Origin of the sequence: Actinospongiicola halichondriae (assembly GCF_049103745.1) — a bacterium.
Taxonomy (GTDB): domain Bacteria; phylum Actinomycetota; class Acidimicrobiia; order Acidimicrobiales; family Salinilacustritrichaceae; genus Salinilacustrithrix; species Salinilacustrithrix halichondriae.
Map to the genome: position 1 here is coordinate 2,664,587 of NZ_CP171622.1, position 15,935 is coordinate 2,680,521.

Here is a 15,935-nt window from a genome sequence, read left to right on the forward strand (position 1 = left end):
GCGGCGACCCACTCGCTTCACCGCTTGTTCAGAAGTCAGGGACTGGTGCAGACCTGGTCGCGATACGCGGCGACACGGACACCGATGTCGACGAACTCGGGCGCGTCGACCGCAGAGAGGTCGGCACCGGCCTCGCCGGCCGCACCGAAGTCGTAGCCGTGGTCGGCCAGCGTCTCGTCGAGCGCACCGAGACCCGAGGCCAAGGCCTGGACGTCGTCGGCGAGTTCCGGCGGCGCTGCGGCGGCGAGTTGTTCGGACCGCACGACCAGTGCCCGGAGCCGCAGCTCCACCTCACGTGCATCCAGCCCGGCCTGGAACGGGTCGAGGACGGGTCGGTCGTCGGCGTCGCGCAGAGCCGCGCAGAAGGCCTCACCGCCTTCGCCGCTGTAGGTCGGAGGCGCAGTCGCGGGTGTCGTCTCGACCAACGCGGCCCTCGTCGTCGAGGAGGGTGCAGCAGCCTCGCCGCCACCACTGCTGCAACCGGCCGAGGCCGACACCGCGAACGCGAGCGTGGCCAGCGCCGCTGCCCGGATCATCCGCGTCGTTGCTGGAGCAGTTGGTTGACGACCTTGCCGTCGGCTTGACCCTTGGTCTCGCGCATCACCTGGCCGACGAAGAAGCCCTGCATCTTCCCGTCGCCGTCGCAGAACCGCTGCCACTGGTCGGGGTTGGCCTCGATCAGTCCGTCGACGAGCGCTTCGAGTTCGGAGACGTCGACGGCCTCGAAGCCGTGCTCGGCGGCGATCTCGGCCGGGGGTCGATGCGTCGCCGCCATGTCACCGAGGACCTGCTTCGCCTGGCTCGCGGACAGATCGCCAGCGGCCTCCATCGTGATCAACGCAGCCAGGTCGGCGGGATCGATGCCGTCGGCTCCGTCGAGCGCCAGGTCGTTCACCGCTCGGGTCAGCGTGCGGTCGGCCTCGGCTCCGGCTCCGATCGCCTCGGTGACGAGGTCGTCGAGACCGCGCTCGACCAGGATCGCCACTCGGTCGTCGGCGACAGGCACCCCAGCCGTCGAGGCGAGGCTCGCCCGACGAGCGGCCGGCAGCCGTGGGAGCGCGGCGTCGATGTCGGCGACGGTCTGGTCGTCCGGAGCGATGGGCACGAGGTCGGGTTCGGGGAAGTACCGGTAGTCCTCGGCCTCTTCCTTGCTCCGGAGCGTGTGCGTGCGCCCGTCGTCCTCGTTCCAGTGACGGGTCTGCTGGACGACCCGTTCACCCGACTCGAGGAGGTCGATCTGGCGTCGCGCCTCGTAGTCGATGGCCCGACCCAGCGACCGGATCGAGTTCAGGTTCTTGATCTCGCAGCGAGTCCCGAGCGGCTCACCCGGTTGGCGGACCGACACGTTGGCGTCGACCCGCATCGAGCCCTCCTCCATCTTCGCGTCGGACACGCCGGTGGCGACCAACACGGCTCGCAGTTCGGAGGCGTACGCCTTCGCCTCGTCGGCGTTCTTGAGGTCGGGTCGCGAGACGATCTCGACCAGCGGCACGCCGGAACGGTTGTAGTCGACGAGGGAGTACCCCGCGTCGTGGATGCGTCCGCCACCGCCGACGTGGGTCGACTTGCCGGTGTCCTCCTCGACATGGGCCCGCTCGATGCCGATGCGGGTCCCGTCCGGAAGGTCGAGATGTCCGTCGATGTTGAGCGGTTGGTCGTACTGGGAGATCTGATAGTCCTTCGGCATGTCCGGATAGAAGTAGTTCTTCCGGGCGAACACCGACGGGCGGACGGTGCAGTTCAGCGCCCGTCCGAGGATCATCGCGAACTCGATGGCCCGGGCGTTGAGCACCGGCATCGAACCCGGGAGGCCGAGGCACACCGGGCAGACGTTGGTGTTCGGCTCGTCGCCGAACTGGTTCGGACAGCCGCAGAACAGCTTCGTCGCCGTCGCGAGTTCGGTGTGGACCTCCAGTCCGATGACCATCTCGTAACCGTGGGGAAGGGTGGACTCGGTCATGACGCCGCCCCCTCGATCGCTGCCGCGACCCGGAACATCATCGGTTCCCCGAGCGCCGGGGCCATCACCTGGATGCCGACCGGCAGACCGTCGGCGCCGGTCCCGAACGGCACCGACATCGCCGGATGACCGGCGAGGCTCGACGGGACCGTGCACACGTCGTTGCGGTACATCGACATCGGATCGGCGGTCTTGTCGCCGAGGCGGAACGCCACGCAGGGCGAGCTCGGGCTGATGAGCGCATCGAAGCGTTCGTACGCCGACTCGAAGTCACGGATGATCGTCGTCCGCACCCGCTGGGCCTTGCCGTAGTACGCGTCGTAGTACCCCGCCGAGAGTGCGTAGGTGCCGAGCATGATCCGACGCTTCACCTCGGCACCGAAGCCTGCGGTGCGGGTGGCGTCGTAGGTCTCGGGCATCGATGCCCGCTCGTCGCGGATGCCGAAGCGGACGCCGTCGAAGCGCGCCAGGTTCGACGAGGCCTCCGCCGGAGCGATCAGGTAGTACGCCGAGAGCCCGAACACGGTCGCCGGGACCGACACCTCCTCGACGGTGGCACCGGCGGCGGCGAGCGCGTCAGCGGCCTCCCGTGTGCGCGCCGCGACCTCGGGTTCGACGCCCTCGCCGAGCAACTCGGAGACGACACCGATCCGCAGCCCGTCGACGCCACGTCCCAGTTCGGCTTGCAGCGAGGGGAAGGCCTCGGGGATCGACGTCGCGTCCCGGGGGTCATGCCCGGCCACGACCTCGGTGCACAGTGCTGCGTCGGCGACGTCGGCCGCGAACGGTCCGATCTGGTCGAGGCTCGACGCGAACGCGATCAAGCCGTAGCGGGACACACGACCGAACGTGGGCTTCACGCCGACCACGCCACACAGCGCTGCCGGCTGACGGATCGATCCGCCGGTGTCGGATCCGTACGACACCGCCGCGAAGTCGGCGGCGACCGCAGCAGCGGAGCCGCCGGAGGAGCCGCCGGGCACACGGGTCGTGTCGACCGGGTTGCGCGTCGGGCCGAACGCCGAGTTCTCCGTCGACGAGCCCATCGCGAACTCGTCGAGGTTGGTCTTGCCCACGATGACGCCGCCCGCGTCTCCGAGACGCTGGATCGCGGTCGCGTCGTACGGCGGACGCCACTGGCCCAGGATCTCGGACGAGCAGGTGGTCGGCACCCCTCGGGTGCACATGTTGTCCTTGACCGCGATCGGGACGCCGGCCAAGGGGCCCGGGTCGCCCCCGGCCGCAACGGTCGCGTCGACGGCCTCGGCGGCGCGATGCGCCTCGTCGACCATCACGTGGTTGAACGCGTGGATCTCGCCGTCGCGGGCCTCGATGCGACCGAGGTGCTCCTCGAGGACGCTGACGGCGGAACGGTCTCCGGCACGGACGGCCGCGGCGATCTCGTTGGCGCTCACGGTGCCTCTCCGAGCACCGGCGGGACCCGGAACATGCCGGCCTCGGCCGAGGGGGCCTGGGCCAGCACCTCCTCACGGTCGACCCCCGGTGTCACCTCGTCGGGGCGGAAGACGTTGCGGAGTGGATACGGATGGTTGGTCGGCGGCACGTCGGCGAGGTCGAGGGCCTCGACGTCGCGAGCGTGCTCGAGGATCGACCGGAGCTGACCGGTGAACGCCTCGAGTTCGGCGTCGGTCAACGTGAGCCGAGCCAGCGACGCGACCTTGGCGACGTCGTCGGTCGTGATCGGCGTCGGTGGGACGGAGGCAGGAGTCTCGGGCACGTCGGGCGAGCCTACGAGATCACCCCGCCGTGGTCAGAAGCCTTGGGAGACCGAGACGGCGGCCGGGCCGAGGATCACGATGAACAACGCGGGCAGGATGCAGAAGACCAGCGGGAACGTGATCTTCACGGGCACCTGCATCGCCCGCTCCTCCGCCCGGGCCCGACGGCGGTCACGGAGCTCGAGCGCCTGCAGCTTCAAGATGTTGGCGAGTGGGAAGCCGTGCTTCTCGGCCTGGCGGACCGCGGTCACGAACTGCCGGAGATCGGGAACATCGGTCCGGTCGGCGACGGCTTGGAGGGCCTCGCCTCGGGAGAGACCGAGCTGCATGTCGTTCACGGCCTTGAGGAGTTCGGTCGTGAGGACGCCACGGCCCTCCTGGCCGGCCCGGAGGAGGGCGCCGTCGAAGCTCATGCCCGCCTCGACCGTCACCTTCAGCTGATCCAGGACGTCGGGCAGTTCGTTGGTGATCGCCTTGCGACGATCGTCGGCCATGCGCTTGATCTTGGCGTTGGGGCCCATGGTGAAGAGCGCGACGACCAGGCCACAGACCATCAGGTTGGTCCGTGTCGATCCCGAACTGCTCAGGTAATACGCCGAGAACGCCACACCGAACACGAACCCGGCGACCTGCATGCCGACGATGATCTCGGGACGCCAGCGCTTGTCGAGGTCGGCGACGCGGAGTGTGTGAGCGGTGGCGTCGAGCACGCCGGAAGGCATGAACCGGTTGACCACCTTGGAGATCGCTGCGGCTGTCGGTTCGAAGATCCGCTCTGCGGCCGACCGTTCCAACTCCATGGCGCGGGACGTCGGGACGACGTCCTCCGGGTCGACGCCGACGGCCACCATCTGCGGATCGGGCTTGAGCGCCCAGACTGCGAGTGCGACGCCGAGCGAGACGATGAGGGCAGCGAGCCAGACGATCATGACGTCCTCCGGAATCCGAGCGGGGCGGGCGTGGGCATCGAGGTGCGCATCAGAACTCCGGGTTCACGAGCTTGCGCAGCCAGAGGCCGCCGATGGTGAGCATGGTGAGCGCCGTACCGACCATGACGTAGCCGATGCCCGACGAGGTGAGCGGTTCGATGTAGTCGGGGTTCGACATGAAGATGAACCCGGCCAGACCGAAGGGGAGGACGAACAACACCAGGGCCGAGATCTTGCCCTCCGCCGTCAGCGCGTCGACCTGGCGCTTGATCCGCACCCGTGCCCGGATGGTCTCGCCGACCTGTTCGAGGATCTCGGCCAGGTCGCCACCAACGCTCGCCTGGATCTTGATGGCGTCGACGACCCAGTCGAAGTCCGGAGAGTTGATCCGCAGCGACATGGCATCGAGCGCGTCCTCGAGGCTCCGGCCGAGGCGGGTCTCCATGACCACTCGGGCGAACTCGTCGGATGTCGGCGAGTCGGTCTCACGGGCGACCGAGTCGACCGTCTGGCCGAGGCCGTAGCCGGCGGTCAGGGAGCCGACCATCAACTGGAGCGTGTCGGCGAGTTGGCGGACGAAGGTCTTCGTGCGCCGCTTCGTGAGGAACTTCAGCGTGAAGGGGATGCCGAAGCCCGGGACCACCAACGCCAGCAGGAAGAACGGGACGCCGAAGAGCAACACGCCGACCAGGAGTGACGCAAGGGTGATCGCGGCGCAGGCGACCACGAACTCGTTCGACCGCAGTGCCAGGCCGGCACGGTCCAGGGTGTCGTCGAGCGAACGACCGCGGTCGTTGGCCTCGAGCATCTGGGCGGACAGCCCTTCGAGGCGCTCCTGCATGCCGCTGACCCGGCGCTTGCGTTCTTCCTTGCGGGCGACTCGGTCCTGGTTCCGCTCCTCGCGGCGCTCGACCGCGCCCTCGGAGTTGCGCATGCCCGCGATCAGGATGAATGCGCCGAGGCTGACGAAGAGCGCCGCGGCGACGGGCACGAGGCTCGAGGCGAAGATCCCCGCGTCGCCGACAGTCCGGGAGTCGGTCGCGATCTCGGGAACGAACTGGCGCACCGCCTCGTGCTCGAACTCGGTACCGACCGTCTGGCTGGGATCGGAGGCGAGTGCGATCTCGACACCAGCGGTCTCACCCGTCGACGCCGACCGCCACCGGACCTCGTAGAGATTGCCGAGCCCGGCGGCCACGTCGCGGAGCGCCTCGGTGAACCCCGAGGCGTCGTCGACGGTGAGCACCCGGCCGGCCGAGGCATCGCTCATCGCCGTGAAGGTCTCACCGTTGAAGTCCTCGGTCTCGAGCGCCACGAACGACGCCGCGACCTCGGTCGACGAGAACCGACTGACGGTGTCGTTGAGCGTCCGGCCACTGGTCGAGTCCGCGCCGTCGGCGAGGACGACGAGGGCACCGGTCCCTCCCTGTGCATCGAGTTGGGCGAGGCTCAGCTCGATGCCGTCGTAGAGCGCTGTCCCGCCGGCGGCGATGAGCGCGTCGACCGAGCCGAGCGTCGCCGGACGGTCGGTCGTGAAGGTGCTCTGCAACACCGCGCCGTCGCCGAAGCTCACGACGGCGACGGGGACCGTCTCGGGAAGCGTGTCGAGCATCGCACCGACGGCGGCCTTGGCTCGTTCGAGGGGTTCACCCTCCATCGATCCCGACACGTCGAGGGCCAGGACCACGTTGAGCTCGTCGCCGCGCAGTCGCACGACGTCGGGCGAGACCTCCTCGCCGTCCTCGGTGACGAGGAATGCGTCGTCGAGCTCGCCGTCGACCGACGGTCCGGAGACCACGGCGCGGACGAGCGGGAAGCCGGTTGCGTCGACGTTCTCGAGCACGAGCTGCTCGTCGGTCTGCGCCGTAGCGACGCCGGCGAACGGCGCGGCGACGGACAGCGAGAGCAGTGTGGCTGCGGCCAGCAGGCGTGCTGCAGCACGTCCCGGTCGGTGCGTTCCACGGAATCGGATCATTTGTCTCCTCCGAAGATGCGTTCCTCGAACTCGATGCCCATGTCATGGATGTGGTCCACGAACACCGGCCGATAGCCGGTGGGCTTGAGGCTGCCGAGCACCTTGCCGTCGGCGTCGAAACCGGGCGAGTGGTCGAAGTCGAAGACCGGCGTGACCTCGATCTCGTCACCACGCACGCGACCGACCTCACAGATCGAGGTCACGCGACGAGAGCCGTCACGGAGCCGCCCGATCTGGACGACGACGTCGACAGCGCCGGCGATCTGCTGACGGATGGCGGCCATCGGGAAGTCGATGCCGGCCATGAGCACCATGGTCTCGAGACGGGTCATGGCGTCACGCGGGGTGTTGGCGTGCAGCGTCGAGAGCGAGCCGGCGTGGCCGGTGTTCATCGCCTGCAACATGTCGAGCGCCTCGCCGCCACGACACTCGCCGACGACGATGCGGTCGGGGCGCATGCGCAGCGAGGTGCGGACCAGGTCGCGGATGGCGATCTCGCCCTTGCCCTCCGCGTTGCCCGGTCGGGTCTCGAGGCGGATCACGTGGTGCTGGCGGAGTTGGAGCTCGACGACATCCTCGATGGTGACGATCCGGTCGCCCTCAGGGATGAACGACGACAGCACGTTGAGGAGCGTCGTCTTGCCGGAGCCGGTGCCGCCGCTCACCAGGATGTTGAGCTTGGCGTGGACACAGGCGGCGATCATGTAGAGCGATTCGATCGAGGCGCTCGAGTTCTCGATCAGGTCCTCGGCGGTGAACTGCTTGACCGCGAATTTCCGCACGGTGAGCGAGGAGCCGTCGACAGCGAGCGGGGGGATGACCGCACAGACACGAGATCCATCGGGGAGACGGGCGTCGACCATGGGCGACGACTCGTCGATGCGACGGCCGAGGGGGGCGACGATCCGGTTGATGACCTTGCGCAGGCTGGTCTCGTCGCTGAAGCGGATGTCGGCCTGGGTGAGGCGACCGTTCTTCTCGACGTAGATCGACTTGGTGCCGTTGACCATGATCTCCGACACGCTCGGATCTGCGAGCAGCGGCTGGATCGGCCCGTACCCGAGGAGGTCGGCGTTGATGACGTCGACCAGGCGGTCACGTTCCTCGACCGACAGCGGCATGTCCTCGGCTTCGAGGACCTTCGACATCTCGGCGACGGCGAGCTTCTTCAGCTCGTCGTCGTCCATGTCGGGCTCGCCGACCCGGTTGCCCAGGGTCAGCAGGAGCGCTTCCTGGACCTTCGCCTTCAACTCCGAGAACGTCTCGGACTCGAGGAGCGCGGCCGTCATCTTGACGTCGGCGATGTGCGATTCCTCGCTCGCCTGTGGTGCTTCGAGAAGCGAGAGGTCGAGGGGTTCCGACGCCTGCTTCACCCGTTCGCCGAGTTTCACGGGTCAGCCCTTCCGTTTGAAGAGTCGTCGGGAACCGGTCGGCGCGCTGCCCGCGGCACCGGCGCGGTCGCTGTCGACCTTGTCCGCCAGCTGCTCGAAGGCCTTGACGATCGAGTCGTTCGACCGCGACTGCATGATGGGGACCCCACCGTTGGTGGCCTTGACCACGTCGATCGAACTGGGGACCCGCACGTCGATCGTGGCGCCGACGGTCCGCTCGATCTCCTCGAGCTCGAGGCCCACTTTGGCGTCGGCCCGATTGAGGAGGAAGTGTCGGGTCGGCGCGGTCAGCCCGATGACGTCGAGGGCCTGGAGCGCCTTGGCGAGACCCTGGATCGACGGGCGCTCGGTGGCACAGACCATGACGATGTCGGTACACACGTCGAGGGCCGAGAGCACCCGCTCCGAGAGGCCGGGGTCGGTGTCGACGACCACGTACTCGAAGGAGCGCTGGAGAACGGACAGGACGCCTGCGACGTGCACCGACGTGACATCGTCGGCCTCGGCCGGCGTGAGCGGCGCACACAGGGTGTACATGCCGCTCGGGTGCGTCGTCAGGGCGAGCTTGAGGTTTGCGCTGTCCACCGGCCAGCGACGAGCGATGTCGCCGATGGTCGTCGTCGGATGCTGACGCAGCACGCTCGCCACGTCGCCGAACTGGAGGTCGAGGTCGACCAGCACCACCTTGCGGGGGTGCCGGGCAGCGAGTGCGACGGCGAGGTTGGTGCCCACCGTCGTCTTCCCCGCTCCTCCCTTCGGCGAGAGGATGGTGATGATGCGGTGCGCAGGCCCTGCGCCTTCGGACACAGCTGCTCCTCGGGTCGCCTCGTGGTTCGTCTCCTCACCAGAAGCGGTCAAGGTGTCAGCGTCCATCTCAGCCGTAGATGCGATCGGTGGTCTGGATGGCGGTCCCGGCCTCACCAGCATCTGCCGGTTCGATGGCGAGCCACACGTCGCCGTAGCTCGAGGCGAAGACGATCCGCTCGGCCGAGGCTGCGTCGACGGCCAACGTCACGAACAAGGCGCCGGCGACCGTCGGGGTCCGCTCCTCGGCCGTGGCCGTACGGGTCGGATCGGCGACGGGGGCCCCCTGGACGTTGGTGACCAGGATCTTGTGGAGCAGGAAGCCCGAGGTGTCCTTGCCGGTGATCGTGGCGTCCTCGGTCTGCAGTCCGGAGAACGAGGCGATGACGCCGACGAGGTCGCCGGGGCGGACCGTGCCGCCGACGGTGCGGACACCGTCGAGGGGGATCGTGATCTCGAGAAGTCCCTCGGGGACCGCGACCGAGCCGCCGCCGCGCCCCACCCGGGCCTGGAGCGCATTGAAGTCCTCGGCCGAGACGAGACGGTTCTGCGTCAGCTGCTCGCCCTGGACCAGATCGACGGCGACGACCATGCCGTCGGCGTCGGAGATGCCCGCCAGAGCGCCTGCGGCCTGCACCTTCGTCGGCACCGACTCGATGCGGACGAACTGCTGCAGCTCGTTCGCTGCGGTTCCCGCGGGGACGTCAGCGTCGAGCACCAGGACGTCGACGAGCTCCTCGCCCGCCAGTGCACGGTCCTCCGCCTTGTTCACGTAGGTCACCAACGCCAGGGTTCCCACCAGGACGAGGGCGACCGCAGCAATGAGGCTCACACGCTTCTTCTTCACCAGATTCCCCTTTGGGATCGTTCGATTCGCTAGTACTGCATCGGCAGACAAACGAGAATCTGAAGAAGGAATTTGGCCGTCTGACCGGCAGTTCACGGGTACTGGGCACGACCTGGAGATCAGCCTCCAGCCCGGGAGAGACCGGCGAACTCAGCGATAGGGGTCGTCGTCCTGGGGAGCTTCCCACCAGTCGAGTGGGGTCTCGACCGTCTCTTCGATCGGGTAGATGCAGTCGACCGGACACGGATCGATGCATTTGTTGCAGCCCGAACAGAGCTCCGGGATGATGATCACGTCCATGCCGTGGTTGAAGATCGCCCCGAACTGCGGCGGACAGTGGCGGATGCACGTGTCGCAGTTGATGCAGATGGACATGTCGATGTAGAGCGCGGGGTTCTTCCACTTGGGATTCCGCTCGTGCGTCTCCATGCGTTCCGCACGCGTTCCGGCAGCCACAAGCGGAGGGTAGCAGCGGCCAAGATGCGGTTGACGTGCTTGACCGCGAGGTCAAGTGGCGGGTTCACTTCTCCTGTGTCCACTGCGCCCGATCCCACGCTGGACCCTGATCGCCAGCTGACGGCGCAGGGACGAGAGCGGAAGCAGCAGCTCATCGACTGCGCAGCCACGCTCTTCGCCGAGCGCGGCTACGCCGAGACCCGCATCAAGGACATCGTCGAGGCGGCGGGTGTCGCCAAGGGCCTCTTCTACTGGTACTTCGAGAACAAGGAAGCGCTCTTCAGCGAGGTCGCCACCGACATCCGGCTGCGGTTGCGCAAGCATCAGGGCGCCGCGATCGACCCGTCGGCCCCGCCGCTGCGACAGATCCGCCAGGGCGCGGAGGCTTCGGTCTGGTTCATGGCCGAGCATGCGCACTTCTTCTCGCTCCTCGAAGTCGAGAACGGTCGCGAGTCGGACCGATCCCGCCAGAAGGGGACGAACCAGCACATCCGCGACGTGAAGAACATGATCGAGGCCGGCCAGGCCGACGGCTCGATCGTCGACGAGAACGCCTCGCTGCTGGCATTGGGCGTCGTCGGCTCGGTCGGGTTCTACAGCCACTACCACCGGACCGGGCGTCTCGGCGTCGAGGTCGACGAACTGGCCCGCTATGTCGCCGCGAGCGTCGTGCGGACGCTGGCATCGAGCAGTGAGGTCGCTGCCGCGATGCTCGACTGAGCGTCCGGACTCGGCATTACGGTAACGTCCGTTTCCAACCTGTTCGACCGAAACCCAGGAGCTGTTCGTGGCCACCTATCCCTTCCTGTCCGACGAGTGGATCGCCGCCGCCAAGGCCATCCGCGAGGAGAGCCCCGGCGCTGCCGTTCCTCACGTCATGAAGATGAATCTCATCGTCACCGAGGTGCCCTTCGGCGACTCCGACATCAACGCCCACATGGACACCACCAGCGGTGAGTTGGACATGGACACCGGCCATCTCGAGGGCGAAGACCTCACCGTGACCGTGGACTACGCGACGGCGAAGGCGATCTTCGTCGAGGGCAACCCGCAGGCCGGGATGCAGGCGTTCATGTCCGGCAAGATCAAGGTCCAGGGCGACATGACCAAGATGATGGCCATGCAGACCGCCGCCCCGGACGAGGCGCAGCTCGAGATCGCAGAGAAGATCGCTGCCATCACCGAGTAGCGCTACCGACTGAACGACATCACGCGGGGCTGGGGACCGAGTCCTCAGCCCCGTCGTCGTTTCCCGGCGCGGTGTGGTCGTGGGCGCTCGAGCGGACGAACACCGCGAAGACGAGCCCGACGAACGCTGCGCCGGCGCCGACGAGGTAGGCGTCACGGAACGCCGCCTCCTCCCCCACGACGGATTCTCGAGCCGCCTGCGTCGCCTGCATCACCTGGATGCCGACCACGACCCCGAACTGGGTCATCATCTGCTGCATCGCGCCGACGACACCCAGGTCGGAGTCGTCGACGGTGTTCGCGATCGAGGCGACGAGCGCCGGTGCGGACATGCCGAGGCCGACACCGGAGAGCGCGAGCGACCCGACGACCACGAGGTCGGACGATCCGACGCCGAGCGTCGACAACCCGATCATCGAGACAAACACGGCGAGCGCACCCCCGACGGCAGCGAACCGCTCGCCGGTCCGCACCGCGAGGTAGCCGAACAGCGGTCCCGAGATCGCGAACGCCAGGGGCCGAGAGATGAGCAACGAGCCCGACTTGGTCTCGCCGTAGCCGAAGACGCCCTCGAGCAGCAGCGGCGTGATCACGAAGCCACCCATGTAGGCGAAGTTGGTGAAGACCTGCGTCAGGATCGGGATCGAGAAGTTCCGGCGTCGCAGGTACTCGAGCGGGAGCAGCGGGTCGCTCGTCGCCGCCTCGATCCGGACGAACAACCAGGCCATGAGCGGTGCGAGGAGGAATCCGCCGATCACGATCGGTGACGCCCAACCCACCACTGGGCCACGGTTCACGGCGAAGAGGAACGACGTCGCCGACACGGCGAGCGCACCCGCACCGGCGAGGTCGAAGCCGACCGTCTCGATCCGCTCGGTCTCGGGAAGCACCGCGAGGGCGAGCAACAGGCCGGCGATGGTCAGGGGAACCTGGCCGGCGAAGATCCAACGCCAGCCGAAGGCCTCGACGATCGGGCCGCCGGCGACCACACCGATCACCGGGCCGCCGGCCGCGACCATCGACCAGTACCCCATGGCCTGTGCTCGACGGTTGCGAGGGAACAGTCGGTTGATCAACGCCAACGACGTCGGACCCACGGCAGCACCGGTCGCCGCGCCCAGGACCCGGAACGCGAGCAGGCTGGCAGCGTTCCACGACAACGCCGTGAGCGCGGCGAACACGATCACGCAGCCCATGGACCAGGCATAGACCCGCCGCTGGCCACGGAGATCGCCGAGCTTGCCGGCGCTGGGCCCGAACACGGCGAAGGCGAGGATCGGCCCGGTCACGAGCCAGGTCAGGGTCGACTCGTTGCTGCCGAGGTCACCTGCGATGCGTGGGATCGACACCGACAGGATCGTGATCGTGAAGCCGACGCTGAACAGCCCGAAGAGGACGGTGCACAGGACGAGCCACGGGTACTTGGGCGACTCCTGGAGCCGGCCCTGGAGCCGCTCGCGGAACAGGACCGGCCAGGCGAAGACCGCGACCTCGTCGACGCCCGGGGCGTCGATGCTCAGCTCGTCGAGGTGGTCCCGGGGTCCTGACACCGGACGGAAACTAACCCTGCGGAGCCGCTGCGACCGAAGTGCGAAGGGGTCGATCCGGGTGGGACGGCCGCCTCGTCGCGGTGGCTGGGGATCACCGCGTCCGGCAGACCGTCCCACCGGGACCGACCCGGTTCGTCGCCGATGTTATCGGCAGCTCATGCCGCTCAGACGAGACGAGCTCGCATCACTGTGCATTTGTGGCAAGTGTCGGGAATTCACGCGCGAGGTCCTCGAGCGACCAGCGCTGTTCCTGTTCGATGCCCTCACCGAAGCGCCATCCGTCGAGCAGCCGGATGGTCCCACCCTGGACGAAGACGGTGCGACCGGTGACCGTCGAGTCCACCGAGGCCAGGTGCGCCACCACCGGCGAGACGTTGGCCGGATCCCACACGTCGAACCCGCCGCCGGCACCGGGTGCCGCCACCATGTCGGACAGCCCGGGGGTGGCCTCGGTGAGGCGGGTCCGGGCGGCGGGGACGATGCAGTTGGAGCGGACGCCGTATCGGCCCAGTTCCTGGGCGCAGATCGACGAGAACGACGCGATGCCGGCCTTGGCCGCCCCGTAGTTGGTCTGGCCGGGGTTGCCGAGGAGGCCGGACGTCGACGACGTGTGGATCACGCTGGCAGCCCGGGGCGTGCCGGCCTTCGACTGCTCGCGCCAGTAGGCGGCGGCGAAGCGCGTCGGGACGAAGTGGCCCTTCAGGTGGACGTTGGTCACGTCGTCCCACTCGGCCTCGGTCATGTTGACCAGTGCTCGGTCGCGCAGGATTCCGGCGTTGTTGACCAGCACGTCCAGCCCACCGAAGGTGTCGACCGCGGCAGCGACGAGACGTTGCCCGCCTTCCCAGTCGGTCACGTCGTCATGGTTGGCCACGGCCGTGCCGCCGGCAGCCTCGATCTCGCTCACGACCTCGGCGGCGGCGTCGTGGCCGTCCTCTCCCAGATCGTTCACGACGACCGATGCGCCCTCGGCCGCGAACAGGCGCGCATGCGCACGCCCGAGCCCCCGGCCTGCCCCGGTGATGATCGTGATCCTGCCGTCGAGCGATCCCACTGGGTCGGTCCCTTCTCAAGCGTCCCGGTGCGAACCATGGTGGTCGCACGACTCGCTGGTCAAGTCTGGGAGCCTGCGGTCACTTCTTGAGCAGCAGGTTCACCTTGCTGCCTCGGGGCACCGAGGTGCCGGCTTCGGGGTCCGAGGCGACGACCTCGCTCTTGGCGCCGCCGCCGACGAACTCGCCCAGGACCAGCCCGGCCTTCTCGAGCGCATCCTCGGCCTCGGCGAGCGACATCCCCTTCATCTGCGGCACGTCGACGACGTCGGGGCCCTTGCTCACGACGACCGTCACGGTGGCGCCACGGGCCAACTCGCTGCCCGATTCCTCCGACAACGAGATCACCACGCCCTTGTCGACGTCGTCGCTGAACTCCTCGGCCTTCTTCGCCACCAACTGCACCTCGTCGAGCAACTTCTTCACGTCGTCGAACGTCGCGCCGTCGGGCACCTCGGGCACCACGCGGGGCTCGGGTCCCTTGGACACCAACAGCGGGACGGACTCGCCCTTGGGGAGGCTGACCGCCACCTCGCCGTCGACGCCGATGACGTTGCCGGCAACGATGTCCTCGTCGAACACGTCCGTGGTCGAGATCTCGAGCCCTGCGGCCTCGAAGTCGACACGCACGTCGTCGAGCGGGCGATCGGCGACGTCGGTGGGGACGTCGGTGAGCGTGTTGCCCTCGGAGACGACCACGACGAGGGTCCCGCCTTCGGCGAGGCGTTCACCCGCTCCCGGTTCGGTCGACACGATCTCGCCCGGTTCGGTGTCGTCTCGTCGGGTCTTCTTCTCGTCGAGCACCCACTCGTTGTCCTCGGCGATGAGCTCGATGTCGTCGATCTGGCGTCCCGCGAGGTCGGGGATCTCGTGGGTCGGCGTCTGGAGCTGTTGGGCCAGGAAGAAACCGCCGGCGCCGAGCGCGACGAGGAGGACGGCGGCCAGCGCCCACGGCCACCGACGACTGCGGGCAGGAGCGGGGTCGTCGCCACCGGAGACGTCCGACCCCGAACCCGACCCCGACGACGTCGCCGGCGCCTCGTCGACGACCGTGGCGTCGCCGGCGAGTGGGAGGAGCGTCATCGTCTGGTCGGCTTCGTTCGGGGTCCCGACCACCTGGTCGGCCTCGGCCAGAGCGCCGACCAACGGCAACGGGTCGGGCGCCGGCATGCGCTCCGATGCGGCCAGCAGGAGGATGCCCAGCTCCTCGGCATCGGGCCGGTCCTCGGCGTGCAGCCGGCCAGCCCGTTCGAGCGCCGGACGCAGCGGTCCGAGCTCGGCCGGGACCACGAGGTCCTTGTCGACGCGGGCCATGAGCGTGCCCAGCGTGGTGTCGCTCGCGAACGGCGCCACCCCCGTCACGGCCTCGACCAGCAGGACGGCGAGCGCGTACACGTCGGCCTTGCCGTCGAGTCGCTCGCCACGGGCCTGCTCGGGCGCCGCATAGCGAGCCGTGCCCATGACCGCTCCCTCGGGTTCGGTCACCGACGCCTCGGCGATGGCCCGAGCCAGGCCGAAGTCGGCGATGCGGAGCCGCCCCTCGGTGTCGAAGAGCAGGTTGGCCGGCTTGAGATCGCGGTGCACCAGCCCGGCGTTGTGGGCATGGGCGAGACCGCGGCACACGTCGAGGCCGACCACCAGCGCCTGTGACGGCGAGAGGAGCTCACCCTCGCCCGCTGCTGCAGCGTGCAGGATCGCACGGAGGCTGCCGCCGGCCAGGTACTCGGTCACCAGGTACGGGACGTCGTCCTCGCCCCAGTCGTGGACGACGACCACGTTCGGGTGGTTGATCGCGGCCACCGTCTGAGCCTCGGTGCGGAACCGGCGGAGGAATCGATCGTCCTCGGCGAGCCCGGGTTGGAGCATCTTGACGGCGACCTGGCGGCCGAGGTTGACGTCGTCGGCGAGGAAGACCTGCGCGGACGAGCCGGCGCCGAGGGGAGCGACGAGTCGGTAGCGGCCGTTGACGACGCGACCGACCTCGTCGGAGAGGCGGGTGGAGACCACGGATCAACGATAGGACCCTCCGGCGGAGCCGCGGTGG

The 15,935-nt window shown here is 68.5% G+C and carries 15 protein-coding genes; 2 read left to right on the top strand and 13 right to left on the bottom strand.

Features of this window, described 5'->3' with window-relative positions; genetic code table 11:
* Positions 1-35: 35 nt before the first annotated feature.
* The 10 genes from AB8619_RS13090 to AB8619_RS13135 form a co-directional block, all read right to left on the bottom strand.
* Complete coding sequence (locus AB8619_RS13090) at positions 36-536, bottom strand: hypothetical protein (protein ID WP_436793071.1); 501 nt, start codon at positions 534-536, stop codon at positions 36-38.
* Entirely contained in the window at positions 533-1,960 is a 1,428-nt protein-coding gene (gene gatB, locus AB8619_RS13095; protein ID WP_436793072.1) for an Asp-tRNA(Asn)/Glu-tRNA(Gln) amidotransferase subunit GatB, read from the bottom strand. The genes AB8619_RS13090 and gatB overlap by 4 nt, the downstream gene beginning before the upstream one ends.
* Complete coding sequence (gene gatA, locus AB8619_RS13100) at positions 1,957-3,375, bottom strand: Asp-tRNA(Asn)/Glu-tRNA(Gln) amidotransferase subunit GatA (RefSeq protein WP_436793073.1); 1,419 nt, start codon at positions 3,373-3,375, stop codon at positions 1,957-1,959. The genes gatB and gatA overlap by 4 nt, the downstream gene beginning before the upstream one ends.
* On the bottom strand, positions 3,372-3,698 hold the full coding sequence (gene gatC / locus AB8619_RS13105; protein WP_436793074.1) for an Asp-tRNA(Asn)/Glu-tRNA(Gln) amidotransferase subunit GatC: 327 nt from the start codon (positions 3,696-3,698) through the stop codon (positions 3,372-3,374). The genes gatA and gatC overlap by 4 nt, the downstream gene beginning before the upstream one ends.
* Positions 3,699-3,731: 33 nt before the next feature.
* Positions 3,732-4,628: a type II secretion system F family protein gene (locus tag AB8619_RS13110; RefSeq protein ID WP_436793075.1), complete on the bottom strand. Its 897-nt coding sequence runs from the start codon at positions 4,626-4,628 to the stop codon at positions 3,732-3,734.
* Positions 4,629-4,677: 49 nt separating this feature from the next.
* Positions 4,678-6,603 (bottom strand): type II secretion system F family protein, encoded by a 1,926-nt coding sequence (locus tag AB8619_RS13115; protein ID WP_436793076.1) that lies wholly within the window; start codon positions 6,601-6,603, stop codon positions 4,678-4,680.
* Positions 6,600-7,994: a CpaF family protein gene (locus tag AB8619_RS13120; RefSeq protein ID WP_436793077.1), complete on the bottom strand. Its 1,395-nt coding sequence runs from the start codon at positions 7,992-7,994 to the stop codon at positions 6,600-6,602. The genes AB8619_RS13115 and AB8619_RS13120 overlap by 4 nt, the downstream gene beginning before the upstream one ends.
* Positions 7,995-7,997: 3 nt before the next feature.
* Entirely contained in the window at positions 7,998-8,867 is an 870-nt protein-coding gene (locus AB8619_RS13125) for an AAA family ATPase (RefSeq protein ID WP_436793078.1), read from the bottom strand.
* Between the two features lies 1 nt (position 8,868).
* Positions 8,869-9,645, bottom strand: coding sequence for a Flp pilus assembly protein CpaB (gene cpaB / locus AB8619_RS13130; RefSeq protein WP_436793079.1), 777 nt, complete (start codon positions 9,643-9,645; stop codon positions 8,869-8,871).
* A 150-nt stretch (positions 9,646-9,795) separates the two neighbouring features.
* On the bottom strand, positions 9,796-10,101 hold the full coding sequence (locus AB8619_RS13135) for a 4Fe-4S dicluster-binding protein (protein WP_436793080.1): 306 nt from the start codon (positions 10,099-10,101) through the stop codon (positions 9,796-9,798).
* A 75-nt stretch (positions 10,102-10,176) separates the two neighbouring features.
* Between AB8619_RS13135 and AB8619_RS13140 the strand changes: the two genes are divergently transcribed.
* Positions 10,177-10,821, top strand: coding sequence for a TetR/AcrR family transcriptional regulator (locus AB8619_RS13140; RefSeq protein ID WP_436793081.1), 645 nt, complete (start codon positions 10,177-10,179; stop codon positions 10,819-10,821).
* 67 nt (positions 10,822-10,888) lie between these two features.
* A complete protein-coding gene (locus tag AB8619_RS13145) occupies positions 10,889-11,290 on the top strand; it encodes an SCP2 sterol-binding domain-containing protein (protein WP_436793082.1) in 402 nt (133 codons plus the stop codon).
* A 19-nt stretch (positions 11,291-11,309) separates the two neighbouring features.
* Here the strand turns inward: AB8619_RS13145 and AB8619_RS13150 are convergent, their stop codons facing one another.
* From AB8619_RS13150 to AB8619_RS13160, 3 genes are all read right to left on the bottom strand, one after another.
* On the bottom strand, positions 11,310-12,839 hold the full coding sequence (locus AB8619_RS13150; protein WP_436793083.1) for an MFS transporter: 1,530 nt from the start codon (positions 12,837-12,839) through the stop codon (positions 11,310-11,312).
* Between the two features lie 184 nt (positions 12,840-13,023).
* Entirely contained in the window at positions 13,024-13,893 is an 870-nt protein-coding gene (locus AB8619_RS13155) for an SDR family oxidoreductase (RefSeq protein ID WP_436793084.1), read from the bottom strand.
* A 79-nt stretch (positions 13,894-13,972) separates the two neighbouring features.
* The gene (locus tag AB8619_RS13160; protein WP_436793085.1) at positions 13,973-15,898 is read right to left on the bottom strand and encodes a protein kinase domain-containing protein; all 1,926 of its coding nucleotides are present in this window, start codon (positions 15,896-15,898) and stop codon (positions 13,973-13,975) included.
* Between the last annotated feature and the right edge of the window lie 37 nt (positions 15,899-15,935).